This window comes from Streptomyces sp. NPDC022910 (genome assembly GCF_055561075.1).
Window position 1 is genome coordinate 185,638 of sequence record NZ_JBVHHL010000010.1, and the last position, 22,438, is coordinate 208,075.

Below are 22,438 nucleotides of genomic sequence, written 5' to 3' on the forward strand. Positions count from 1 at the left end.
CAGGTAACGCCGGGGCTCGCGGGCGCGCCGCGGCCGCTTCCCCGGCGGCGGCGCGCCGCGTCCCCTCGTACGCCACTCACCCGGAAGCGCGGGAGATCGTGTTCGACTTTCTTGAAGGTTACGACGTCCTAGGGGCGTTCTGGATGACGGTGAAGCTCACCGTCTTCTCAGCCGTCGGCTCCCTGATCTGGGGCACTCTGCTGGCCTCGATGCGGGTCAGCCCCGTCCCGCTGATGCGCGGGTTCGGCACCGCCTACGTCAACATCGTCCGGAACATCCCGCTGACGGTCATCATCGTCTTCACCTCGCTCGGACTCGCCGACATCTTCGGCGTGACGATGGGGGCGTCCGACGACTTCGACCTCCAGGGCTTCCGCCTCGCCGTGCTCGGCCTGGTCGCCTATACCGCGGCCTTCGTTTGCGAGGCGATCCGCTCCGGCATGAACACCGTGCCCCTCGGTCAGGCCGAGGCGGCCCGCGCGATCGGGCTGACCTTCACCCAGACCCTGCGGATCGTCGTGCTGCCGCAGGCCTTCCGCTCGGTCATCGGCCCGCTGGCCAACGTCCTGATCGCCCTGACCAAGAACACGACCGTGGCGGCCTCCATCGGTGTGGCCGAGGCCGCCCTCCTGATGAAGAAAATGATCGAGAACGAGGCCCAGACGCTGGCCATCGGTGCCGTCTTCGCCTTCGGGTTCGTGGTCCTGACCCTGCCCACCGGCCTCATCCTCGGCTGGCTGAGCAAGCGACTGGCGGTGAAGCGATGACCTCCGTCCTCTACGACGCCCCTGGCCCCCGCGCCAAGCGGCGCAACGTGCTGCTCTCCATCGTCTTCTTCGCCCTCCTCGCCCTCGTGCTGTGGTGGATCTGGCGGGCGATGGACGACAAGGGCCAGCTGAAGTGGGCCCTGTGGGAGCCGTTCACCACGTCCGAGGCCTGGACGACGTACCTGCTGCCGGGCCTGGGCGACACCCTGAAGGCCGCGGCGCTGTCCATGGTGATCGCCCTCCCGCTGGGCGCGGTCTTCGGCATCGCACGCATGTCCGACCACCGCTGGGTGCGCATCCCGGCCGGCGTGGTGGTCGAGTTCTTCCGCGCGATCCCGGTGCTGCTGCTGATGCTGTTCGCCAACGAACTGTACGTCCGCTCCACGGACATAAGCAGCGAGGACCGGCCCCTCTACGCGGTCGTCACCGGCCTGGTGCTCTACAACGCGTCAGTCCTCGCCGAGGTCGTACGGGCCGGCATTCTCGCCCTGCCCAAGGGGCAGACTGAGGCGGCCTTCGCGATAGGCCTGCGCAAGGGTCAGACGATGACCAGCATTCTGCTGCCGCAGGCTGTCACTGCCATGCTGCCGGCCATCGTCAGCCAACTGGTCGTCATCGTGAAGGACACCGCGCTGGGCGGCGTGATGCTCGGCTTCACCGAGCTCCTCAACGCGCGCAGCACACTCGCGGCCAACTACGCCAACGTCATCCCCAGCTTCATCGTGGTGGCGGTCGTGTTCATCGTGGTGAACTTCGCCCTCACCAGCTTCGCCTCCTGGTTGGAGGGAAGACTGCGCCGCAGCAAGCGCGGCACGGGCGCCGTCCTCGGCGCCGAAGAGGTCGACGAGTTCAACGCCGCCGAGGTCGGGGGCACCTTCGGGACCGGCGCCGCGGCTTGATCCGACGGGCAGCGTCGAGCCCGCGCTTCCATCGGCCGGACTGTCCGGCTGGTGATCACGTCCGTGGAAAAGTGCCTCCGACAGCGAAAACGAGGATCACTGAGACCTTGTTCCCGCACTCGCCGGAGGCGCATTCCAGGTGAAGAGGCGCATCGGACACCGCGCTCGGCGGCGCGGTCCTCACCTTCTTCGAACCGCCGGCCTCCGCCAACACGATGAGCTCGTACTACGGCGCGAACACCATCGCCGGCTTCACGATCGTGGCGCTGACCTTCATGGCCATCGACTTCAGCCTCACGCCGTTCGCGAGCCGGCTGGAGCGGCGGCCGCGGCAAGAAGTCGACGTGCGCGGTGGTTCCGCCGTCGGCGGTGGCGGAACCACCGCGGCCACGGCGTCGACCGGTGCCGGTGGTCCCGCCCTCTGATGAACCGTCACAGCGCATGAGCGGGCCCGGAGGCGGAGGTGTGATCACCACGGCCTCCGTCGCTTGACGCAAGCACCGGCAGTGGGTTGCATACGTTCTGTGATCGTGCACCCTGCTCCAACCTCCTGTTCACGTATGTCCCCCGGGACACCGCCACGGGCAGGGGGCGCCACGTCGTGGACCCGGTGATCATCGTCGGCGCGGGGCCGGTGGGGCTCTCGCTCGCGCTCGCGCTGGCGCGACAGGAGGTGCCGTCCGTGGTCCTCGACGAGGGCCCGGGCAAGGACGAACAGCGGCCCGCACGCACCGTCGTGCTGCGCGAGGACACCGCCGCGCTGATGGAACGGCTCACCGGAGTGCCGCTCGCCGAGGCCGGAGTGCGCTGGACCGGATGGCGCTCGATGCGGCGCAAACAGGTGATGCGCGAGGTCGTGTTCGAACCCGCCGGTGCGCAGCAGGAGCGCGGGGGCGGGTACGGCGCCGCCGAGAGCCGACGGGACCCGGCCGACGAGCCCGGCGTCGCCGAGGGTCCCGCCCCGCTCCACCTCGCCCAGCACGTGCTCACCGGCGCCCTGCGCGAGGCCGTCGCCGGCGAACGGCTCGTCAAGCTCGCCGTGGAGAGCAGGCTGGACGCCGTCGAGCAGGAGCCGTCCGGTGTCACCGCGCACACGCGCGGCCCCAGGAGCACCTGGTGGCACGGCAGTTACCTGGTCGGTTGCGACGGAGCGCGCTCGACCGTCCGCAAGCTCCTCGACATCCGCTTCCCGGGCCGCACGGCCGTGGAGCGCCACGCCGTGGCCGCGCTTCGCACCGAACTGCCTTGGCCCGGCGAGGCGTTGCTGCACCGGATGCCGCCGTGGCGGACGTCGGGCCCCTCGGGCGGCGAGGTCATCGCGCGCCCCCTGCCCGACGGTGTGTGGCGCCTCGACTGGCTGCTGCCGCCGGGCAAGGACCTGGTCACGCCCGAACTGCTGGTGACCCGTATCCGGGAGACCCTCGCGGGCTGGCACGGGGGCACCACACCCGCCTACGACCTGCTGGACACGGGCGTGCATATCGTCCACCACCGGCTCGCCCGCCGCTGGCGCTCCGGCCGGGTCTTCCTCGCCGGGGACGCCGCGCATCTGCTCGGCGCGCTCGGCACGCAGGGACTGGACGAGGGCCTCAGGGACGTCGACAACCTGGCCTGGAAGCTGGGGCTCGCCTGGCACCACGGCCCACACGAGGCACTGCTCGACAGTTACCAGGCGGAGCGCCGCGCGGTGGTCGCGGCCCGTTTGCGCGCCGCCGACCAGGCGCTGCCGTTACTGCGCGCCGGCGGGAGCCTGCGCTCGTACGTCCCCGGCTCCGCCCGCGGCCATGACGCGCTGCTCGCGGACGGCCATCTGGGGCGGGGTGCACTCGGCGCGCCGGGGATGTACGACACCTCGCCACTCGCAGCCGCGCGCACCGAGGCGGCGGCGCCGGTGGGCACCGAACCCGGGGCCCCGGTCATGGATGTGCGGGTGACCGCCGAGGACGGCTCGTTCGTACGGCTGCGGGACCGGCTGGGGCGCGGATCGCTGCTGGTGGTGCTCGTCGCCCCGGGCACGGGCGTGTGGGAGCGCAAGCACTGGGTGTCGGCCGGGATCATGCCCCGGCTGGCGGCGGCGGTGACGGCCCTGCCGCACTCCGCGGAACTGCTCGTCGCCGAGAGCTACCCGGGCGCCGCCCCCCACACGGTCCTTCTGGTCCGCCCGGACGGCCACCTGGTCACGGCGCTGTCTGGGGTACGCCCGGCGGACCTGTATCAGGCGGCAGAGGCGACGCTGGGCGGCCCGGCGAAGGCGAAGGCGGAGGCGAGCGCGGGCTGACCCTACGGGCTCCTGAGGCATGGGTCGCGGGGAGCGCGGGTCCGCCGCAACGGGCCAATAGTCACCCTGGGTCCACATAGTGACTGTCAGTTGACCGGTCGGCACCGCCATGGTCTACTCCGGATCGTGACCGACACCTGTGTGCGCCTGTGGCGGAGGGTCCATATGGACCTCGTCCGCTATGCGGGCTGCGTGTGTCGCCCGTCCTGCTGACCTCGCCTCCTTCACCCGCGCGCGCCGTGCCCGTACGGTCGCGCGCCCCGCGCGAACCTCAGGACGGTACCCGTTGTCTGTCTCCCCCTCTGTCTCCGTATCCGCCCCGCCCCAGGCCCCCACCCAGGCCGACCTGCTCGGCTTCGTACGCCGTACGGCCGACGACGCGGAGCTGATCGCCTCCCTCCCGCTGGACTCCGAAGGTCGTACCTGGGTACGCCTCGAAGGTCCCGGCGGCAGCGAGGCATGGCTCATCGGCTGGCCACCCGGAACGGGCACCGGTTGGCACGACCACGCCGACTCGGTCGGCGCCTTCGTCACCGCTTCGGGCGAACTCAAGGAGAACTCGCTCGCGGCCCGGCTGCCCTCAGACGGCTGGAAGACCCTCGAACTCACCGAGGGAGTGGACCGGGAGCGGCGGCTGCCCGCCGGGACCGGCCGCTCATTCGGGCAGCACCACGTGCACGAAGTGCTGAACGAGTCCACCGAGCGGCACGCGATCTCGGTCCATGCCTACTACCCGCCTCTGCCACGGATCCGCCGCTACAGTCGCACGGGGCAGGTGCTGCGCCTGGAGCAGGTCGAACGTCCGGAGGACTGGCAGTGAGTTCCGAACCCGAAGCCCCCACAGGCATCGACGAGTTGCTGGAGCGGGTCCGCGAGGGCCTCGACCGCGTGGAAGCGGTGGAGGCGTACAGGACCGCGCGGGCCGGTGAGGCCCTGCTCGTGGACATCCGGTACGCGGCCCTGCGCGACCGCGACGGGCTGATCCCCGGTGCCCTTGTCGTCGAGCGCAACGAACTGGAGTGGCGTCTCGACCCGCAGGGCAGTCACCGCGCTGCCGAGGCCACGAGCCACGACCTGCGCGTGGTCATCGTCTGCAACGAGGGCTACGCGTCGAGCCTGGCCGCCGCGTCCTTGCGCCAACTGGGCCTGCACCGCGCCACGGACCTGGTGGGCGGCTTCCAGGCCTGGAAGGCGGCGGGGTTGCCGGTCATGGGGTAGGCCGCGGCCCCCCGGAACGGCGCACCACCGGCGCTCCCGAGCGCGCCCGCCGACCCTGTCGCGGGCCCCGGACGGTCGTGGGCGCCGAGCAGCCCCGCCGGCTCAGAGTCCCCCGTCCTCCAGCCCTTCCGTGTCCTCCCCCTCGTCCTCCAGCGCCTGGCGGACCACCCGCAGGGCCAGGCCCTCGGAGTAGCCCTTGCGGGCGAGCATGCCCGCAAGACGGCGGAGGCGCTTGTCACGGTCCAGGCCCCGCGTCGCGCGCAGCTTGCGGGCGACGAGTTCACGGGCGGTGGCCTCCTCCTGCTCGGCGTCGAGCTGCCCCACCGCTTCGTCGATGAGCGCGGAGTCCACGCCCTTCGTCCGCAGCTCCTGCGCGAGCGCCCGGCGGGCCAGGCCCCGGCCGTGGTGCCGGGACTCCACCCAGGCGTCCGCGAAAGCGCTGTCGTCGATCAGGCCGACCTCCTCGAACCGTGACAGGACCTCGTCCGCCACGTCCTCGGGGATCTCCCGCTTGCGCATGGCGTCCGCGAGCTGCTTTCTCGTGCGCGGGGTCCCGGTGAGCAGGCGCAGACAGATCGCCCGCGCCCGCTCAACCGGGTCGCCCGGGGACTCCCCCTCCTCGGCCCTCGACGAGAAGGAGGAACCTCCGTCCTGTGGGCCGTCCGCCGGTTCCCCGAAACCGCGTCGCCGCCCTCGCCCGCGTCCCCCACCCCCACGGCCGTCACCGCGCCGAGCGCCACCCTCGCCGTACGCACCGGCGTCGCCGCGCATGTCGTCGTACGCCCCGTCACCGCCCCCGACGGACTCCCCGTCGCCCCGGCTTCGCGGCCCCTGCGGGGCGACGGTGTGGGCGTGCTCGGGCCAGTCGGTTCGTCGTGTCATGGGCTAGCTCTTGGCCGCCGGGGCCTTGGCCTTGGCCGCCTTCGCCGCCGGGGCAGGCACCGACTTGGCGGTGCCCTCGGCCGCGGGCGCGGCGCCCGCCGCGTCCAGGCCCGGCTCGGCGGTGGGCTCCTCCGGGCGCACGCCGACGCCCAGCTTCTCCTTGATCTTCTTCTCGATCTCGTTGGCCAGATCCGGGTTGTCCTTCAGGAAGTTGCGCGCGTTCTCCTTGCCCTGGCCGAGCTGGTCGCCCTCGTACGTGTACCAGGCGCCGGCCTTGCGGACGAAGCCGTGCTCGACACCCATGTCGATCAGGCCGCCCTCGCGGCTGATGCCCTGGCCGTAGAGGATGTCGAACTCGGCCTGCTTGAAGGGCGGGGCGACCTTGTTCTTCACGACCTTGCAGCGAGTGCGGTTGCCGACCGCCTCCGTGCCGTCCTTCAGGGTCTCGATGCGGCGGATGTCGATGCGCACCGAGGCGTAGAACTTCAGCGCGCGGCCACCCGTCGTGGTCTCCGGGGAGCCGAACATCACGCCGATCTTCTCGCGCAGCTGGTTGATGAAGATCGCCGTGGTCTTCGACTGGTTGAGCGCGCTGGTGATCTTCCGGAGAGCCTGGCTCATCAGGCGGGCCTGCAGACCCACATGGCTGTCGCCCATCTCGCCCTCGATCTCCGCGCGCGGGACGAGCGCGGCGACGGAGTCGATGACGATGAGGTCGAGCGCACCGGAGCGGACGAGCATGTCCACGATCTCCAGCGCCTGTTCGCCGTTGTCCGGCTGGGAGAGGATCAGGTTGTCGATGTCGACGCCCAACTTGCGTGCGTACTCGGGGTCGAGGGCATGCTCGGCGTCGACGAAGGCGACCTGGCCGCCGGCCTTCTGCGCGTTCGCCACCGCGTGCAGGGTCAGGGTGGTCTTACCGGAGGACTCCGGTCCGTAGATCTCCACCACTCGGCCGCGCGGCAGGCCGCCGACGCCGAGGGCCACGTCGAGCGCGGTCGACCCGGTCGGGATGACCTCGATGGGCTCCTTCGACCGCTCGCCCATGCGCATGACCGCGCCCTTGCCGAATTGCCGTTCAATCTGTGCGAGCGCGGCGTCGAGGGCCTTCTCGCGGTCGGTTCCTGCCATGGGTTCCACCCGGTTTGCTTGAGTCGATCGCTTCACGTCAAAGACGCTAACGCCTGCCACTGACAATGCGCCCCGACGCCCGTCCGGCCTGTGGATAACTCGGGCACTTCTCCATGAAAACCGTGTCGAAATCCCCGCCGTGAACCTCGCCGGAGCTCCATCTGAATGGATGTTCGATTTTTGTGTCAAGCGCACCACCTGGCGCCTCCGAGCCTACGTTCACAGACCGACAACGCCGGTTCCCCGCCGCACGGACCCCTACTTCACGGGGTGTACAAGAGGCACCTCCGGCCGTAGGACGACCGCGCGGCCCGTCACGTCGACGCTGATCACATGGACCGCCACGGAATCCGCACCGCCGCCGCCACCACCCCGGTCGGGCAGGCCGACGCCGCCACCACCGCCGCCATCGACCCGGGCAGCCGTACCCGCGACTTGTGGCACACCGCCCGCCCATCCGAACGAATGTGCTACACAATCGGCGCCGCCCTCGTGCTCTCCGGGCTGGCACACCTGCTGGTGTTCGCCGCCGACGGCGGCCCCTGGGACGGTCCGGTCTCCTGGCGCAAGCCCGTCACGTTCGGGCTCTCCTTCGGTCTGACCCTCGTCGCGGTGACCTGGGTGACCTCGTACCTGCGCATCGGTGCGCGGCGGCGTGCCGTCCTGCTCGTCGTGTTCGCCGCCGACTGCGTCGTGGAGGTCGCCGGGATCACCCTCCAGGCGTGGCGCCACGTGCCGTCTCACCTCAACACCGAGACGCCCTTCGACACCGTGGTCGCGATGACGCTCGCGGTGGGCGGAGGCGTCCTGGTCGTCGTGCTCTCGGCGTTCGCCGCCGCCGCGTTCCGGCACCGACCGGCCGGCCCCCTGGGCATGGCGCTCGCACTGCGCTCCGGGTTCGCGATCCTGGTCGTCGCGCTGCTCTCGGGAGCCGCGATGATCGCGCGCGGGGTCGTGCTCTCCCGCACCGGGCACCAGCAGGCGGCGTACCACTCCACGGCGCCACTCAAGCCACTGCACGGGGTGAGCCTGCACGCCGTGCTGGTGCTGCCCGCCCTGGCCTGGTCGCTGTCCCGGACGCCGTGGAGCGACGTCACGAAGCGACGGATCGTGTACGCGGCGGTCGGCGCCTACACGGCCGCCGTGCTCGACGCCGGGGTCTGGGCGGCGCTCACCTGGTGAGCCCCGGGCGGCCTAGGAGCCTCAGGAAGCCTCGCTGCCCCGCAACAGCCGCCGCAGGCGAGCGGTGGCGTTACCCGAGCCGCGTGTCCGGTGCCCCTGGACACGGGGGTCGTCCGTGACGTCGTACCGCTTCACGTACGCCCCCAGGAAGGCCTGCAGCGTGGCGACCGCGGGGATGGAGATCAGGGCTCCGACGGCACCGAGGAGAGCGGTGCCCGCGATGACCGAACCGAAGGCGACCGCTGGGTGGATGTCCACGGACCGCGCGGTCAGCTTGGGCTGGAGCATGTAGTTCTCGAACTGCTGGTAGACCACGACGAAGATCAGCACCCACACCGTGTACCAGGGATCCACGGTGAAGGCGATCAGCATCGGCAGGGCTCCCGCCAGGTAGGTGCCGATGGTGGGGATGAACTGCGAGACCAGACCGACCCAGACGGCGAGCACGGGCGCGTACGGGATACCCAGCGACTCGAGCAGGATGTAGTGCGCTATGCCCGAGATCAGCGCCATCAGGCCGCGCGAGTAGAGGTAGCCGCCCGTCTTGTCGACGGCGATCTCCCACGCGCGCAGCACCTCGGCCTGCCGGGCGGGCGGCAGCACTGAGCACAGTGCGCGCCGCAGCCTGGGCCCGTCGGCGGCGAAGTAGAACGAGAACAGCGCGATCGTCAGCAACTGGAAGAGACCGCCCAGGACCTGCGCGGAGACGTCCAGGACACCGGTGGCGCTGTTCTGGACGTACTTCCTGAGCCAGTCGGAGTGGACCAGGCTGTCCTGCACGTCCACGCGTCTGAGGTCGGTCTGGAACGAGGAGTTGATCCAGTTGATGACGGAGTCGAGGTAGCCCGGGAAGTCCTCGATCATCTTGATGATCTGGCCCGCGAGCATCGACCCGAGCAGCGTGACGAATCCGGCCACGGCGATCGCCAGGCCCAGGAACACCAGGAAGGTGGCCAGCCCCCGGCGCATGCCGTGCGCGGCCATCCAGCTCACCGCGGGTTCGATGGCGAGTGCCAGGAAGAACGCGATGAGAATGTTGATCAGCAGGCCGGTGAGCTGGTGGAACGCCCAGCTGCCGAGCTGGAACACGGCGACGAGGGCGAGGGCCAGCACCATGGCGCGCGGCAGCCAGCGCGGCATGCGCGCGGCCCGCACGGCGCCGACATCCGCCGGGCGTTCGGACGGTGTCGTGCCGAGCGGCGATTCCTGTGGGGGGACCTGCGCGGTCTCGTCTGTGGGGGCCACGAAGCCAGTCTCGCCCACTCCCCCGACAATCGGGGACTTCCTGCGGATCTTCGTGGTCCTTCAGCGCCTCTCGTGCGGTACGTCCACGGCCGTGCACACCGCGCGCCACACGTCCTTGGCCTCCCAGCCGGCGTTCAGCGCCTGGTGCACGGTGCGCCCGCCGAGCTCCGACATCACGTGGTCACGCGCGAAGGTGTCGGCGTACGCCTCACCGAAGTGATCCGCCATCCGCTGCCAGAAGACCGTCAACCGCATGACTTCAGTATCCCGCCCCTGAGAGTGGGCCAGGGCCGTGACCGCTTGTCGAGACCGCTTTCCGTCCTACGGTCTGAACCATGGCCGAATCCGGAGCATCCCCACTCCCCCCGACGCCCCCGGCGCGCTCCCCGCTGTCCCGCGCCGAGCACTTCGTCTGGCTGACCGCGCGCGTACTGGAGCAGCGCCGCTTCGCGTATCACTTCCTCGACGGTGGCGCCGACCCGGTGGAGACCGCCCTGGCCGCGTATCGCAACGAGGACGAGGGGTACGGTCACGCCCTGGAACCCGATCTGCGCGGCCCCGTCAGCCAGCCTCTGCACACCGCTCACGCGCTGCGCGTCCTGGACTCGATCGGGCGCTGCGGCGGGCAGCGGGTGGAGCGTGTATGCCGCTATCTGACCGCCGTGTCGACGCCGGACGGTGCCCTTCCGGCGGTCCGTCCCAGCCAGCGCGGCTATCCGGCGGCCCCCTTCGTACCGATCGTGGACGCCCCGCCGAGCGACCTCCTCGCCACGGGTCCTGTGGTGGGCCTGCTGCACCGCAACGAGGTGTGGCACGCATGGCTGTTCCGGGCCACCGACTTCTGCTGGCAGGCGGTCGAGTCCCTGGAGAAGTCGCATCCGTACGAGATCGAGGCGGCCGTGGCGTTCCTGGACTCGGCTCCCGACCGCTCGCGCGCGGAGGCGGTCGCCGACCGTCTGGGCCGCCTGGTGCGCGAACAGCGGCTCGCCCTTCTGGATCCGGATCATCCGGAGGCGTCCCCGGTCGCGCCCGGGTACGCGCCGGGCGAGCACCACTTCGCTTACGACTTCGCGCGTACTCCGGACTCCCTCGCGCGCGCGTGGTTCACCGACGAGGAGATGACACGCGCCCTGGACTACCTCGCCGCCGAGCAGCAGAAGGACGGCGGCTGGCCGGTCCGGTGGCGCCAGTGGACTCCGGGTGCGGCGCTCGAGGCGCGTCCCATCGTGACGATCGAGGCGTTGCGAACGCTGCGGGCATACGGGCGCCCGCTGGAACAGCAGGCGCCGACCACTCAGGAATCAAGGGGCGGCCGGGAGTAGGAATGGGGCTCCCGCAGCCACATTTCGTACACGTAGATCCCGCCCACCGAGTCGTCGTCGAGTGGACCGATCTTCTTCGATCGGAACTGGAAACCCTGCCCTCGCAGGATCTGCTCGTACTGTGAGCGGGACACCTTGAAATCGCCCTGCTTGGCCAGACCGGACTGCAGGGCAGCGGTCTCCAACTGAATCAACTCCCGGTGTGCATGGGCCTCTTCGACCTCACCCCGTTCCTCATGCCGGTCCGCGCAGGCAGCCGAATAATCGATGATGTGCCCGTGGTAGCTGTGCAGGGCCGCACGCCACGCGTCGGTGTCCTCGGGATCGTGTTCGGGCAGGAATTCATCACCGACGATGATCCGGCCACCGGGAGCAAGATTCTGCTTGATATTGTTGAAGTAGCGACTTTTATCGTCCGGCTTGATGTGGTGATCCGCAAACGATGAGAAAATGAACTGATAGCGCTCACCGGCATCATCAGCAATGTACGTGCGACTGTCCGCGTTCATGGCGACGGCGTTCGGATATCCGCGCAAATTCCGCTCCAGCTTGTTGCTGCAAGCGAAGTCGATCTCGACCGCGGTGCAGTCGACTTTCGGCTCGGAAGCCAGACGCCGCGTGAAGATGCCCGTACCGGCACCCAACTCAAGGACTTTGCAAGGCCGCTCGGATCCGGAATATCCGTCACGACGCCGACCGCGGAACACCTTCAGCATCTCCGCCATCATGTCGACGTAGTATGCGTGCCGCTCCTCGAATTCGTCATAGTCGTCGATTGCGATGTAGAGGGACATCTCTGCGGTCTTGAGCATGAGCGGAGAAAGTTTCCAGTCCTTGAAGATTCGCTGGCTCATCGCCGCGACTTGGCCACGATCCTCTGCGTCGATCGGACACGACGCCGCGACTATGTTGTCGAACACCCGTTCGTGGTCAACAATTTCATTGATGTCGGCAGAGAAGCGAATGACCTTGTCTCCGGCCGAACCGGAATAGCTGCCCAGAACCCGATCCCCATCCACTTCAATGATCGAGAAATCCTTGGTGAACCCACCGAATTTCGCCACCAGGTGCTCATAACTGATGACGTATACCCGGTACACCGTCGCATAGTAGAGCAGGGTCTCGAACATCCGGTGGAAATCACCGTCGGCAGTGAAGGCGAAGACGCGAACACTCTCCGGGTGGGCCGTCTCATTGATCTCCCGGCCCACCCCCTGCTGCCAAAACAGCTCCTCCTGGTCGACCAGAGCGAGCGCCTTGACTCGAGCGTGCATGGTGCTCTGCGCCGACAGCAGATAGAACGGATACTGGGCGGCGGGCACCATGTACTGCGATCCCTCGCTGAGCCGCTCGAGCTGGCTGCCCATCTCGCGGAGCGAGTGACTCACGATGTGACGGAAACACTGGTTGTTCTGAAAAGCCAGATTCTCTCGGATCTGATGAGCGGCGATCTGTACCACCTCGAGCCCCTCGGTGAATTCACGAGGGGCTGTCGGTAGAGAGTTGAGTGTGTTGATCAGGTCTCCCCAGGGGGCCGAATGCCGCTGGAAATCGAAGCTGTGCAGGTGATCGAGCCTCGACTGGCGCGACGTGACCTCGAAGCGAAGCGGGAAGACCGGGATGTCCAAGCCGAGAGCGTAGGCCCATTCCGAGGTGACTTCCTCAGACGTACGCGCAGCCTCGGTGAGAATCACCAGAATGGCCTGGGAAGACCTGATGAGGCGAAGCAGTTCGGCGCGCCATTCCTGACCGACGTGGAGCGCATCGCGGTCCACGATGACGTCGAAGCGGGCGGATTTCAACTGGCGCATTACACGTTCCGCATACGACCTGTTGACGTGACTGTACGAGATGAATACCCGCATCCTCACCCCTCTGCCCGCACACGAAGACACCGCGACTCTAGCAACGTCACAGAACGATCCGGTAGTACCCGATCCCAGGCCGGAAGGCGCTGCTCAGCTCGCACTTCTGCGCGCCAACCACATAGTGTGTTCCCGGGAGATGGCATCTTCGGCCTCACTGCACCGACGCGCCCATTCCGCTTCGTCCGCCGACAGCGTCTCCATGCCGGCCCTGACCACAAGGAGCTCGCGGGCGGTAAGCGTGTACGCCGCGGCGAGCGGCCGGAACTGCTTGAGCTGCATCCATGTGGTGGCCGCCGCAGCCACCGCGGACGCACTGCCGAGGCCGTCGTAGTCGATCACACCGACAGCCCGCAAGAAGCCGCCGACCAGGCCCACAGCGGTCGCAGTGACCGACAACGCGGTCCACAGATATCCGCTCCGGGTGTACGTCACCGCTTTCCGGGAGTACCAGCTGTGCTCTGCCACCAGCCGGCCCTGGACATACGCCTGCTGGCGTATGTCCAGCGGCTGCTGACGCAGCCGGCGCATCCTGTCCGTGATCTCGCCCGGACCACCGGCACCGGCCAGCCACCCCACGTCCCCCAGATCCCGCCGGATGGCCGCCATGTCCTGCAGCAGCCGGCTCTCCGCCGACTGGTCGGGCCCCGCGAAGGGCGCAGCCCGCACGGCGAACTTCCAGGCGAGGGTACGCACGGACTCGGCGGCCGCCCGCCCGCGGTACCAGGTGCGCTGCGGATTGCCGACGGCGAGCCAGAGTGCAGGTATCAACGACGCGGCGAGGGACACCGCTGCCGTCAGGGCCCCCAGGTCGAGCCCGCCGGCCCGGATGTCGAAACCACCCAGCACGGCGCCCACGATCAGGAGAGCGAGTTGCAGAGCGGACCATGCAATGGTGTTCCTCTGCCCGGCCATTGAAGCCGTGTCGGCCGAGCGGAACATCGGAGGAAGATCTTCGTCGGTCAGAACCAGGTCACTCGCCCTTTCCGGCATGAGCAGGATCATGACAACACGAGTTGCTCACCGCAAGGCTGCCCACGATGCCGGGATTCCACCTGCAGTCGGAAAGCCGGGATGCTCGGCCTGCCCCAGCCCCGGGGTCCGGCTACGCCGTCCCGTCGAAGGTTCGCATCCGCTTGTCAGTGGTCCGGTGCACGATGGAGACCATGACCGGGACACCTCTCGACGTTTTCTCCCCCGCGACCCGCGGCTGGTTCACGGGGGCGTTCTCCGCGCCCACCGCGGCCCAGGCCGGGGCATGGCGCGCCATCGCCGAGGGTTCGGACGTGCTGGTGGTCGCCCCGACCGGCTCCGGCAAGACGCTGGCCGCGTTCCTCGCCGCCCTCGACCACCTGGCGTCCACCCCGCCGCCCGCCGACCCCAAGAAGCGCTGCCGGGTGCTGTACGTGTCCCCGCTGAAGGCCCTCGCGGTCGACGTGGAGCGGAATCTGCGCAGTCCCCTCACGGGCATCCGCCAGGAATCGGTGCGGCTCGGACTGCCCGAGCCGGAGGTGAAGGTGGGCATCCGCTCCGGCGACACCCCGGCCGCCGAGCGGCGCGCCCTGGCCACGCGCCCGCCGGACATCCTGATCACCACCCCCGAGTCGCTGTTCCTGATGCTGACATCGGCCACGCGCGACGCGCTGACGGGCGTGGAGACGGTGATTCTGGACGAGGTGCACGCGGTGGCGGGCACCAAGCGGGGCGCGCATCTTGCGCTCTCCCTGGAGCGGCTCGACGAGCTGCTGCCCAAGCCCGCGCGGCGCATCGGCCTGTCCGCCACCGTGCGCCCGGTGGACGAGGTGGCCCGCTTCCTCTCCCCGCGCCGCAAGGTGGAGATCGTCCAGCCGAAGTCCGGCAAGGAGTTCGACCTCTCCGTCGTCGTCCCCGTCGAGGACCTGGGCGAGCTCGGCGGCTCCCCTGTCACCGAGGGCGGCACGGGCGCGGAGCGCCCGTCCATCTGGCCGCATGTCGAGGAGCGGATCGCCGACCTGGTCCAGGCGCATCGCTCCACGATCGTTTTCGCCAACTCCCGCCGTCTCGCGGAGCGGCTGTGCAACCGGCTCAATGAGATCGCCTACGAGAGGGCCACCGGCGAGACGCTGGAAGAGCACCACGCTCCCGCCCAGCTGATGGGCGGCTCGGGAGCGGCCCAGGGTGCGCCCCCAGTGCTCGCCCGCGCCCACCACGGCTCGGTCTCCAAGGAGCAGCGCGCCCTGGTCGAGGAGGACCTCAAGGCGGGCCGGCTGCCCGCCGTGGTCGCCACCTCCAGCCTCGAGCTGGGCATCGACATGGGCGCGGTGGACCTCGTCGTCCAGGTGGAGTCGCCGCCGTCGGTGGCCTCCGGGCTGCAGCGTGTGGGCCGCGCCGGCCACCAGGTCGGTGCCGTCTCCACGGGCGTGGTCTTCCCCAAGTACCGCGGCGATCTCGTCCAGTCCGCCGTGGTCACCGAGCGGATGCGCACCGGCTCCATCGAGGCACTGAGGGTTCCGGCGAACCCGCTGGACGTGCTCGCACAGCAGCTCGTCGCCATGACGGCGCTCGACACCTGGCAGTTCGACGACCTCCTCACCACGGTCCGCCGGGCGGCCCCCTTCGCCTCGCTGCCCGAGTCGGCGTTCACGGCGGTGCTGGACATGCTCGCGGGCCGCTATCCCTCCGACGCCTTCGCGGAGCTGCGTCCGCGCGTGGTGTGGGACCGGGTCGCGGGCACGATCACGGGCCGCCCGGGCGCGCAGCGCCTCGCCGTCACCTCCGGGGGCACGATCCCGGACCGCGGGCTCTTCGGTGTCTTCCTGGCCGGTGCCGACCCCAAGAAGGGCGGCGGCCGGGTCGGCGAGCTGGACGAGGAGATGGTCTACGAGTCCCGGGTCGGGGATGTGTTCACGCTGGGCACCAGCTCCTGGCGGATCGAGGACATCACGCGCGACCGGGTGCTGGTCTCCCCCGCACCCGGCGTCCCCGGTCGGCTGCCCTTCTGGAAGGGCGACCAGCTGGGCCGTCCGCTGGAGCTGGGGCGCGCGGTGGGCGCTTTCCTGCGCGAGGTCGGATCGCTTCCCAAGGAGGACGCGCGGCTGCGGCTGCTGGCCGCGGGGCTCGACGCATGGGCCGCGGACAACGTGCTGTCGTATCTGGACGAGCAGCGCGAGGCCTGCGGCCACGTCCCGGACGACCGCACGATCGTCGTCGAGCGGTTCCGCGACGAGCTGGGTGACTGGCGGGTCGTGGTGCACTCCCCCTTCGGCGCCCAGGTCCACGCCCCCTGGGCCCTCGCGCTTGGCGCCCGGCTGGCCGAGCGCTACGGCATGGACGCCCAGGTCATGCACGCCGACGACGGCATCGTGCTGCGCCTGCCGGACGCCGACCTGATGGGCCTCGATCTGCTCGACCAGGAGCCGGTCAAGGCGGGCACGGAGTACGACGCCGAGCAGGCACCCGTCGGCGCGGCGGACGTCGCCTTCGAAAAGGGCGAGGTCGACCAGATCGTCACCGACCAGGTCGGCGGCTCGGCGCTGTTCGCGTCGCGGTTCCGGGAGTGCGCGGCCCGCGCGCTGCTGTTGCCGCGCCGCAACCCCGGCAGGCGCACCCCGCTGTGGCAGCAGCGTCAGCGCGCGGCCCAGCTGCTGCAGGTGGCGAGCGAGTTCGGCTCCTTCCCGATCGTCCTGGAGGCGGTCCGCGAATGCCTTCAGGACGTCTTCGACGTCCCCGGTCTCGTCGAGCTGATGGGCGACATCGAGTCCCGCAAGGTACGGCTCGTCGAGGTCACCACCCCGGAGCCGTCCCCCTTCGCCCGCTCGCTCCTGTTCGGATATGTCGCGCAGTTCCTCTACGAGGGGGACTCGCCGCTCGCCGAGCGGCGTGCCGCCGCGCTGTCGCTGGACTCCCGGCTGCTGGCCGAGCTGCTGGGTCAGGCGGAGCTGCGCGAGCTGCTCGACGCCGAGGTGCTGACCGAGCTGGAGCGCGAGCTGCAGTGGCTCACCGAGGACCGGCGGGTCAAGGACGTCGAGGGGGTCGCGGACGTGCTGCGGCTGCTGGGCCCGCTCACCGAGGCCGAGCTGGTGGAGCGGGGGGCCGAGCCGCAGTGGGTCCAGGAGCTCGCCGCCGCCCGCCGCTCGATCAAGGTCCGCATCGCGGGCACCGACCACTGGGCGGCGGTGGAGGACGCGGGCCGACTGCGCGACGCGCTGGGCACAGCCCTCCCGGTGGGCGTGCCGGAGGCTTTCACCGAGCCGGTCAAGGACCCGCTCGGCGACCTCCTCGCGCGGTACGCGCGTACGCACGGCCCGTTCACCTCGGCGACGGCCGCCGCGCGGTTCGGTCTCGGGGTCGCGGTGACCGAGGGCGCTCTGCAACGGCTGGCGGCGTCCGGCCGGATCGTCCAGGGAGAGTTCCATCCGGCGGGGATCGGCCAGGAGTGGTGCGACGCGGCGGTGCTGCGCAGACTCAGGCGCCGCTCCCTGGCGGCGCTGCGGCACGAGCTGGAGCCGGTGTCTCCGGCCGCGCTGGCGCAGTTCCTGCCTCAGTGGCAGCACCTCGGCAGCGGGCACGGACTGCGGGGCGTCGACGGCCTGATGCGTGCGATCGAGCAGTTGCAGGGTGCGTCCGTGCCCGCGTCCGCGCTGGAGAAACTCGTCCTGCCGTCCCGCGTCGCGAACTACACGCCCGGGATGCTGGACGAACTCACGGCCGCCGGCGAGGTGGTGTGGGCGGGCGCGGGGGCGCTGCCCGGCAAGGACGGGTGGATCTCCCTGTACCTGGCGGACGCGGCGCCCCTGCTGCTGACCGCTCCGCACCCTCTGGAACTGACCGCGCTCCACCAGTCGGTCCTGGACGCCCTCTCGGGCGGTTACGGCCTGTTCTTCCGCCAGATCGCCGACCAGGTCCGCGCCACGACTCACCCGGACGTCACGGATCCCCAGTTGGCCGACGCGGTCTGGGACCTGGCCTGGTCGGGACGGCTGACGAACGACACGCTCGCACCGATGCGGTCACTGCTCGGCTCGGGCCGCACCGCGGGTGCCACGGCCCACCGCGCCAAGCGCGCGGTGCCGCGCGGACGGTACGGCTCGCTGACGGCTGCCGCCCGCCCCCAGTCCCGTACGGGCCCGCCGACCGTGGCAGGCCGCTGGTCGCTGCTGCCCGCCCGCGAGGCCGACACCACCGTCCGCGCCCACGCCCTGGCCCGGACGCTGCTGGACCGGCACGGCGTGGTGACCCGCGGCGCGGTGGGCGCGGAGGGCGTGGAGGGCGGCTTCTCGGCCGTGTACCGCGTCCTGTCCGCCTTCGAGGAGAGCGGACAGGCCCGGCGCGGCTATGTGGTCGAGGGACTCGGCGCGGCGCAGTTCGCGATGGACGGCGCGGTGGACCGGCTGCGCGCGGTGGCGAACGCACGCGAGCGGGGCGAGGCGCTGCCCGGTCCGAGGACGGGACCCGGTGCCGGGAACGGCTTCCCGAATGGCTTCTCGGGGAGCCCCGCACGTCCGTTCGACTCCACCGGGGCTGACAGCACCGAGCACGGCTCCTTCGACGGCTCGGGCGCCGCATCCGTCACCGACGTCCACGACGGCACGGAAGACCCGTTCGACGACGTTTTCCGCGACGCCTTCGATCAGGGCCCGGTAGCACCGGACGCGCTGTCGGCCCCAGGTTTCGGAGGCCCACGCGCCGGCTCCGGTTTCTCCCCCGGGGAACCAGGCTCCGGCTCACCTCACGGACAGCATCGTCCGGGTCTGCCGCCCCACCGCGCCCGCCACTCCACCGGCCCGGCCCGGACCGTGGTCCTGGCGGCCGCCGACCCCGCGAACGCCTACGGAGCGGCGCTTCCGTGGCCCGAGCCGCCGACGGGTGCGGGGCACAAGCCGGGGCGCAAGGCGGGTTCGCTGGTGGTGCTGGTCGACGGCGAGCTGACGCTGTACATGGAGCGGGGCGGCAAGACCTTGCTGGCCTGGCCCTCCGACCCGGAGGCCAAGGTCACGGAGGACACCCGGCTGCGCGCCGGCGTCGAGGCCCTCGGGACGGCCGCTCGCGCCGGCTCGCTCGGCACGGTCACGGTGGAGCGGGTCAACGGCGCCGCTTCCCTTTCGTCCCCGTTCGGCGTCCTCCTGGAAGGAGCAGGCTTCATAGCGACCCCGCGGGGGCTGCGGATCCGCGCATGAGCTTCCGGCACCAAGGCGGGTGGCGCTCGCCCTGGTGCGGCCGCCCACGGCGGCGCGGCACTCGCCCTGCATGCGGCCGTCCCGCCCAGCCGTGTGGCGGCAGCGACGTGTCACCCTTGACGCATGCCCGAAGGCGACACCGTCCACCAAGCCGCGAAGCGTCTGCACACGGCACTCGCGGGAAAGGTGCTGACCCGCTCCGACCTCCGGGTGCCCAAGTACGCCACGGCCGACCTCACCGGTCGTACCGTCCTGGACGTCACCCCGCGCGGCAAGCACCTCCTCACGCGTGTCGAGGGCGGCCTCACACTGCACTCGCACCTGAAGATGGACGGCGCCTGGAAGATCTACGCGCCGGGACAGCGCTGGAGCGGCGGTCCCGCCCACCAGATCCGGGCGATCCTCGGCACCGCCGAGGACACGGCCGTCGGCTACCGCCTGCCCGTCCTGGAACTGCTCCGCACCGCCGACGAGCACCGCGCCGTGGGCCACCTCGGCCCCGACCTGTTGGGCCCCGACTGGGACCCCGACAGGGCGCTGGAGAACCTGCTGAGCGATCCCGCCCGCCCCCTCGGCGAGGCCCTCCTCGACCAGCGCAACCTGGCCGGCGTCGGCAATGTCTACAAAAGCGAGCTGTGCTTTCTGCTCCGGGCGACCCCGTGGCTTCCCGTCGGCGACCTGCCGGCCGAGCAGGCCGCCCGCCTCCCCGTCCTCGCCAAAAGGCTGCTGGAGGCCAACCGCGACCGCCCCGCCCGCAACACCACGGGACGGCGCGAGCAGAACCTCTTCGTGTACGGGCGCGCGCCCCGCCCCTGTCTGCGCTGCGGCACCCCGGTCCGGGTGGCCGACCAGGGCGACGGCTCCCGCGAGCGCCCCACCTACTGGTGCCCGGCCTGCCAGTGGGGCCCGGCCCCGGGACGGGCCCACCACCACAGCAGCAGCCGCACCCGCACGACTGATTGACGACCCGTCAGATATCCTCGTACCGTCGTTGTCATGCCCGTCACGGCGTACGACCTCAGCGGACGCACCGTCTTCGTCACCGGCGCCGCCAGCGGTATCGGCCGCGCCTCGGCCGTCCTGTTCGCGGAGGCCGGCGCGACCGTGCACTGCGCGGACCGCGACGCGCACGGGCTGCATGAGACGGCGACCCTGATCAAGGACCGCGGCGGCACGGCCCACACCCACCATCTCGACGTGACCGACCGGGCCCAGCTCAAGCAGGCGGTCGCGTCCTGCGAACGCCTCGACGCCATGGCTGCCGTCGCCGGGATCATGCACAGCAGCCCGGTGCTGGAGACGCGGGACGAGGACCTCGACCGGGTGCTGGCCGTCAACTTCAAGGGTGTGCTGCACGCCTGCCAGGAGGCGGCCCTCCGCATGATCGCGGACGGCACCCGCGGCAGCATCGTCACGATGGCGTCGGGCGCGGTCGACACCGGCGGTCCGGAGCTGCTCTGCTACGGCGCGGCGAAGGCGGCCGTGGTGCAGCTGACGAAGACCCTGGCGACCGAGGTCGGGCGGCACGGCATCCGGGTCAACGCGGTGGCACCGGGGTGGATCCGAACACCGATGACCGACCGGCACGGGGAGACCCAGGCACAGACGGAGGCGCTCATGGCCCGGCTGTCACCGCTGGGCCGGGTCGGCGAACCGGAGGACATCGCGCACGCGGTGCTGTACCTGGCCTCCGATGCCGCGTCCTTCACCACGGGTCAGATCCTCCGCCCGAACGGCGGCGTGGCCATGCCCTGGTGATCCCCTTGAGGGGCGAGGCGTGGCAGGGCCGGCCGCCGACCGCTCCCAGGGGTCCCCTGAACACCCCTGGAAGCGATCCTCTCGGTCCCCACCGCTCCCCCCTGTGCCCCGCCCCTCACTCAGGGTGCGCGCCCCTCCCGCGCCCCCACGCGGTTCGCCACCGCTGCCAGGACCGGGCCCACTGATCCGACCCGACCGCCCCCTCGGCCCGGGCCTTCGGCACACAGTGCACCGGCAGCAGGCTCAGCCCCCACCCCCCGATCGCGACCGCCCCCTCCAGCACCCCGGCGTCGGGTGCCAGCACGAGTCGGAGCACCCCCCACCACCACAGCGCACCCAGCGCGAGCGCCACCCCCCAGCGCGCTGCGCGCCCCGCCATGGTCGTCACCTCCAACCCGAGGAACCAGACCCTAGACCGGCCCGTCACCGCCAGGGAGGGCGCACCAGCGGCACACAGGCGCACCGGACCCAGCGCATACCGCCGGCATCCGTCGCACGCGGCGCACCCCGCGCACACCCTCCCTACCACCGGTCCCAACCGGGCACGGAGCCTCGCGGTGCCCCGCGCTCACCCGTTCTCCGCCTGGAACATCCAGTGGTGCTTCTCGAGGTCCGCGGTGATGCCGATGAAGATGTCCTGGCTCACCGGATCCGCCTCTGCGGTCGCCTCCACCCGCTCCCGCATGCACGCGATCACCGCGCCCAGCGCCGAGACGAGCGTGCCGACCGCGTCCGTGTCCTTGACCCAGCCCTGCGGCACGGAACCGATGCCGCTGCCCTTGGCGACCGTCGGGGCGCGCCCGTCCGGCGGCACCCCGAGCGCCGAGGCCCGTTCCGCCACCGTGTCGGAGTGACGCCGTGCGCTGTCGACGACTTCATCGAGTTGCAGGTGAATGGAGCGGAAACGCGGTCCGATCACGTTCCAGTGGACCTGCTTCGCCACAAGGGAGAGGTCCACCAGATCGACCAGGGCTCCCTGCAGCGCCTCGGAGACCGTCTTGAGGTCCGTGTCGGACAGCGGGCTCTTCACGACGTACATCGGCTTCCTCCGCATGGGTTTGAATGGACCCGAGCCCCCCGCCCTTCCACCATGACCGCACCACCCGGGCCCGGCAAACGGGACCGGCAAACGGGACCGGCCCGGCCACCGGGCCGGTCACCGCGCGCCGGGTGGCGGCCCCGGACGCACTTGAGCCCCGACCGCGCCCCTCCGGTCTCCCGGAGCGGCCCCGGCCGGGGCTCTCGCACACGCCACCGCCTCACCCGCCCACGCGTGTGAGGATCAGGCGGCGACCACGTCCACTGCGTCGGCGGGCGCCTTGATCGTGACCCGTTCCGGTGGGACACCGGTGACGGACACGGAGTTCAACATCGGGCGACGCACCGGTGCGGGCACCGGCTCGGGTGCCGCCGCCGACTGTGCCAGCTCGGCGAGCGCGAGCTCGTCGCTCACTTCCCGCATGAGCTCGGACATCCGTACGTCCAGCGCGTCGCAGATCGCGGAGAGCAGTTCGGAGGACGCCTCCTTCTGCCCCCGCTCCACCTCGGAGAGATAGCCGAGCGAGACTCGGGCGGACGAGGAGACTTCGCGCAGAGTACGGCCCTGGCGCTGGCGCTGCCGACGCAGCACGTCACCCAGCAGGCGACGGAGCAGAATCATCGGTGGCTCCCTCCTCGGACCGCGAAACCGCATCCTTCACGCCCCACCGTACCGCCTTGCGCCGCGGCCGTGCGGG

The 22,438-nt window shown here is 70.7% G+C and carries 21 protein-coding genes; 12 read left to right on the forward strand and 9 right to left on the reverse strand.

The annotated features are described in order from the left end of the window. Positions 1–98: 98 nt before the first annotated feature. From ACZ3TS_RS13120 to ACZ3TS_RS13150, 7 genes are all read left to right on the forward strand, one after another. Complete coding sequence (locus ACZ3TS_RS13120; RefSeq protein ID WP_467616870.1) at positions 99–767, forward strand: amino acid ABC transporter permease; 669 nt, start codon at positions 99–101, stop codon at positions 765–767. Next, positions 764–1,666: an amino acid ABC transporter permease gene (locus ACZ3TS_RS13125; RefSeq protein WP_467616872.1), complete on the forward strand. Its 903-nt coding sequence runs from the start codon at positions 764–766 to the stop codon at positions 1,664–1,666. The genes ACZ3TS_RS13120 and ACZ3TS_RS13125 overlap by 4 nt, the downstream gene beginning before the upstream one ends. Before the next feature lie 215 nt (positions 1,667–1,881). After that, positions 1,882–2,091, forward strand: a complete 210-nt coding sequence (locus ACZ3TS_RS13130; RefSeq protein WP_467616875.1) for a hypothetical protein — start codon at positions 1,882–1,884, stop codon at positions 2,089–2,091. Between the two features lie 176 nt (positions 2,092–2,267). After that, positions 2,268–3,944 carry an FAD-dependent monooxygenase gene (locus tag ACZ3TS_RS13135; protein ID WP_467616877.1) on the forward strand — a complete coding sequence of 559 codons (1,677 nt, stop codon included), beginning with the start codon at positions 2,268–2,270 and terminating at the stop codon, positions 3,942–3,944. Between the two features lie 141 nt (positions 3,945–4,085). Further along, positions 4,086–4,157 (forward strand): putative leader peptide, encoded by a 72-nt coding sequence (locus ACZ3TS_RS13140; RefSeq protein WP_309544753.1) that lies wholly within the window; start codon positions 4,086–4,088, stop codon positions 4,155–4,157. 73 nt (positions 4,158–4,230) lie between these two features. After that, positions 4,231–4,764: a cupin domain-containing protein gene (locus ACZ3TS_RS13145; RefSeq protein ID WP_467616880.1), complete on the forward strand. Its 534-nt coding sequence runs from the start codon at positions 4,231–4,233 to the stop codon at positions 4,762–4,764. Beyond that, positions 4,761–5,162 carry a rhodanese-like domain-containing protein gene (locus ACZ3TS_RS13150; RefSeq protein ID WP_467616882.1) on the forward strand — a complete coding sequence of 134 codons (402 nt, stop codon included), beginning with the start codon at positions 4,761–4,763 and terminating at the stop codon, positions 5,160–5,162. The genes ACZ3TS_RS13145 and ACZ3TS_RS13150 overlap by 4 nt, the downstream gene beginning before the upstream one ends. Before the next feature lie 102 nt (positions 5,163–5,264). Here ACZ3TS_RS13150 and recX read toward each other — a convergent pair whose 3' ends face one another. Beyond that, positions 5,265–6,044 (reverse strand): recombination regulator RecX, encoded by a 780-nt coding sequence (gene recX, locus ACZ3TS_RS13155; protein ID WP_467616885.1) that lies wholly within the window; start codon positions 6,042–6,044, stop codon positions 5,265–5,267. Between the two features lie 3 nt (positions 6,045–6,047). After that, on the reverse strand, positions 6,048–7,175 hold the full coding sequence (gene recA, locus ACZ3TS_RS13160) for a recombinase RecA (protein WP_467616887.1): 1,128 nt from the start codon (positions 7,173–7,175) through the stop codon (positions 6,048–6,050). A gap of 465 nt (positions 7,176–7,640) precedes the next feature. On the opposite strand from recA, the gene ACZ3TS_RS13165 reads away from it, so the two are divergent. Next, positions 7,641–8,357, forward strand: a complete 717-nt coding sequence (locus ACZ3TS_RS13165; RefSeq protein ID WP_467616944.1) for a hypothetical protein — start codon at positions 7,641–7,643, stop codon at positions 8,355–8,357. A gap of 21 nt (positions 8,358–8,378) precedes the next feature. Here the strand turns inward: ACZ3TS_RS13165 and ACZ3TS_RS13170 are convergent, their stop codons facing one another. Both ACZ3TS_RS13170 and ACZ3TS_RS13175 read right to left on the reverse strand, forming a co-directional pair. Beyond that, positions 8,379–9,602 carry an AI-2E family transporter gene (locus tag ACZ3TS_RS13170; protein WP_467616890.1) on the reverse strand — a complete coding sequence of 408 codons (1,224 nt, stop codon included), beginning with the start codon at positions 9,600–9,602 and terminating at the stop codon, positions 8,379–8,381. A gap of 60 nt (positions 9,603–9,662) precedes the next feature. Next, positions 9,663–9,857 (reverse strand): DUF3046 domain-containing protein, encoded by a 195-nt coding sequence (locus ACZ3TS_RS13175; protein WP_467616892.1) that lies wholly within the window; start codon positions 9,855–9,857, stop codon positions 9,663–9,665. An 80-nt stretch (positions 9,858–9,937) separates the two neighbouring features. Here ACZ3TS_RS13175 and ACZ3TS_RS13180 point away from each other — a divergent pair, with 80 nt between their 5' ends. Further along, positions 9,938–10,924: a hypothetical protein gene (locus tag ACZ3TS_RS13180; protein ID WP_467616895.1), complete on the forward strand. Its 987-nt coding sequence runs from the start codon at positions 9,938–9,940 to the stop codon at positions 10,922–10,924. On the opposite strand, the gene ACZ3TS_RS13185 is transcribed toward ACZ3TS_RS13180, so the two are convergent. Then, positions 10,897–12,789: a TIR domain-containing protein gene (locus ACZ3TS_RS13185; RefSeq protein WP_467616897.1), complete on the reverse strand. Its 1,893-nt coding sequence runs from the start codon at positions 12,787–12,789 to the stop codon at positions 10,897–10,899. The two genes, ACZ3TS_RS13180 and ACZ3TS_RS13185, sit on opposite strands and share 28 nt — an antisense overlap. Positions 12,790–12,882: 93 nt before the next feature. Continuing rightward, entirely contained in the window at positions 12,883–13,794 is a 912-nt protein-coding gene (locus tag ACZ3TS_RS13190) for a DUF4231 domain-containing protein (protein WP_467616899.1), read from the reverse strand. Between the two features lie 161 nt (positions 13,795–13,955). On the opposite strand from ACZ3TS_RS13190, the gene ACZ3TS_RS13195 reads away from it, so the two are divergent. From ACZ3TS_RS13195 to ACZ3TS_RS13205, 3 genes are all read left to right on the forward strand, one after another. Continuing rightward, on the forward strand, positions 13,956–18,944 hold the full coding sequence (locus ACZ3TS_RS13195; protein WP_467616902.1) for an ATP-dependent helicase: 4,989 nt from the start codon (positions 13,956–13,958) through the stop codon (positions 18,942–18,944). 123 nt (positions 18,945–19,067) lie between these two features. Next, complete coding sequence (locus tag ACZ3TS_RS13200) at positions 19,068–19,907, forward strand: Fpg/Nei family DNA glycosylase (protein ID WP_467616904.1); 840 nt, start codon at positions 19,068–19,070, stop codon at positions 19,905–19,907. Positions 19,908–19,940: 33 nt separating this feature from the next. Continuing rightward, entirely contained in the window at positions 19,941–20,702 is a 762-nt protein-coding gene (locus ACZ3TS_RS13205; protein WP_467616906.1) for an SDR family NAD(P)-dependent oxidoreductase, read from the forward strand. 115 nt (positions 20,703–20,817) lie between these two features. Here ACZ3TS_RS13205 and ACZ3TS_RS13210 read toward each other — a convergent pair whose 3' ends face one another. The 3 genes from ACZ3TS_RS13210 to ACZ3TS_RS13220 form a co-directional block, all read right to left on the reverse strand. Further along, on the reverse strand, positions 20,818–21,081 hold the full coding sequence (locus tag ACZ3TS_RS13210) for a hypothetical protein (protein ID WP_467616908.1): 264 nt from the start codon (positions 21,079–21,081) through the stop codon (positions 20,818–20,820). 189 nt (positions 21,082–21,270) lie between these two features. Further along, positions 21,271–21,741, reverse strand: a complete 471-nt coding sequence (locus tag ACZ3TS_RS13215) for a Dps family protein (RefSeq protein WP_467616945.1) — start codon at positions 21,739–21,741, stop codon at positions 21,271–21,273. Between the two features lie 243 nt (positions 21,742–21,984). Then, a complete protein-coding gene (locus ACZ3TS_RS13220) occupies positions 21,985–22,362 on the reverse strand; it encodes a helix-turn-helix domain-containing protein (protein ID WP_467616911.1) in 378 nt (125 codons plus the stop codon). Positions 22,363–22,438: the final 76 nt, after the last annotated feature.

Bases quoted from the DNA above. Each gene is read 5' to 3' on its own strand.
- ACZ3TS_RS13190 (WP_467616899.1), bottom strand. From the start codon at position 13,794: ATGATCCTGCTCATGCCGGAAAGGGCGAGTGACCTGGTTCTGACCGAC.
- ACZ3TS_RS13210 (WP_467616908.1), bottom strand. From the start codon at position 21,081: ATGGCGGGGCGCGCAGCGCGCTGGGGGGTGGCGCTCGCGCTGGGTGCG.
- recX (WP_467616885.1), bottom strand. From the start codon at position 6,044: ATGACACGACGAACCGACTGGCCCGAGCACGCCCACACCGTCGCCCCG.
- ACZ3TS_RS13125 (WP_467616872.1), top strand. From the start codon at position 764: ATGACCTCCGTCCTCTACGACGCCCCTGGCCCCCGCGCCAAGCGGCGC.
- ACZ3TS_RS13130 (WP_467616875.1), top strand. From the start codon at position 1,882: ATGAGCTCGTACTACGGCGCGAACACCATCGCCGGCTTCACGATCGTG.
- recA (WP_467616887.1), bottom strand. From the start codon at position 7,175: ATGGCAGGAACCGACCGCGAGAAGGCCCTCGACGCCGCGCTCGCACAG.
- ACZ3TS_RS13165 (WP_467616944.1), top strand. From the start codon at position 7,641: ATGTGCTACACAATCGGCGCCGCCCTCGTGCTCTCCGGGCTGGCACAC.
- ACZ3TS_RS13215 (WP_467616945.1), bottom strand. From the start codon at position 21,741: ATGTACGTCGTGAAGAGCCCGCTGTCCGACACGGACCTCAAGACGGTC.
- ACZ3TS_RS13180 (WP_467616895.1), top strand. From the start codon at position 9,938: ATGGCCGAATCCGGAGCATCCCCACTCCCCCCGACGCCCCCGGCGCGC.
- ACZ3TS_RS13200 (WP_467616904.1), top strand. From the start codon at position 19,068: ATGCCCGAAGGCGACACCGTCCACCAAGCCGCGAAGCGTCTGCACACG.
- ACZ3TS_RS13185 (WP_467616897.1), bottom strand. From the start codon at position 12,789: ATGCGGGTATTCATCTCGTACAGTCACGTCAACAGGTCGTATGCGGAA.
- ACZ3TS_RS13205 (WP_467616906.1), top strand. From the start codon at position 19,941: ATGCCCGTCACGGCGTACGACCTCAGCGGACGCACCGTCTTCGTCACC.
- ACZ3TS_RS13195 (WP_467616902.1), top strand. From the start codon at position 13,956: ATGACCGGGACACCTCTCGACGTTTTCTCCCCCGCGACCCGCGGCTGG.
- ACZ3TS_RS13175 (WP_467616892.1), bottom strand. From the start codon at position 9,857: ATGCGGTTGACGGTCTTCTGGCAGCGGATGGCGGATCACTTCGGTGAG.
- ACZ3TS_RS13220 (WP_467616911.1), bottom strand. From the start codon at position 22,362: ATGATTCTGCTCCGTCGCCTGCTGGGTGACGTGCTGCGTCGGCAGCGC.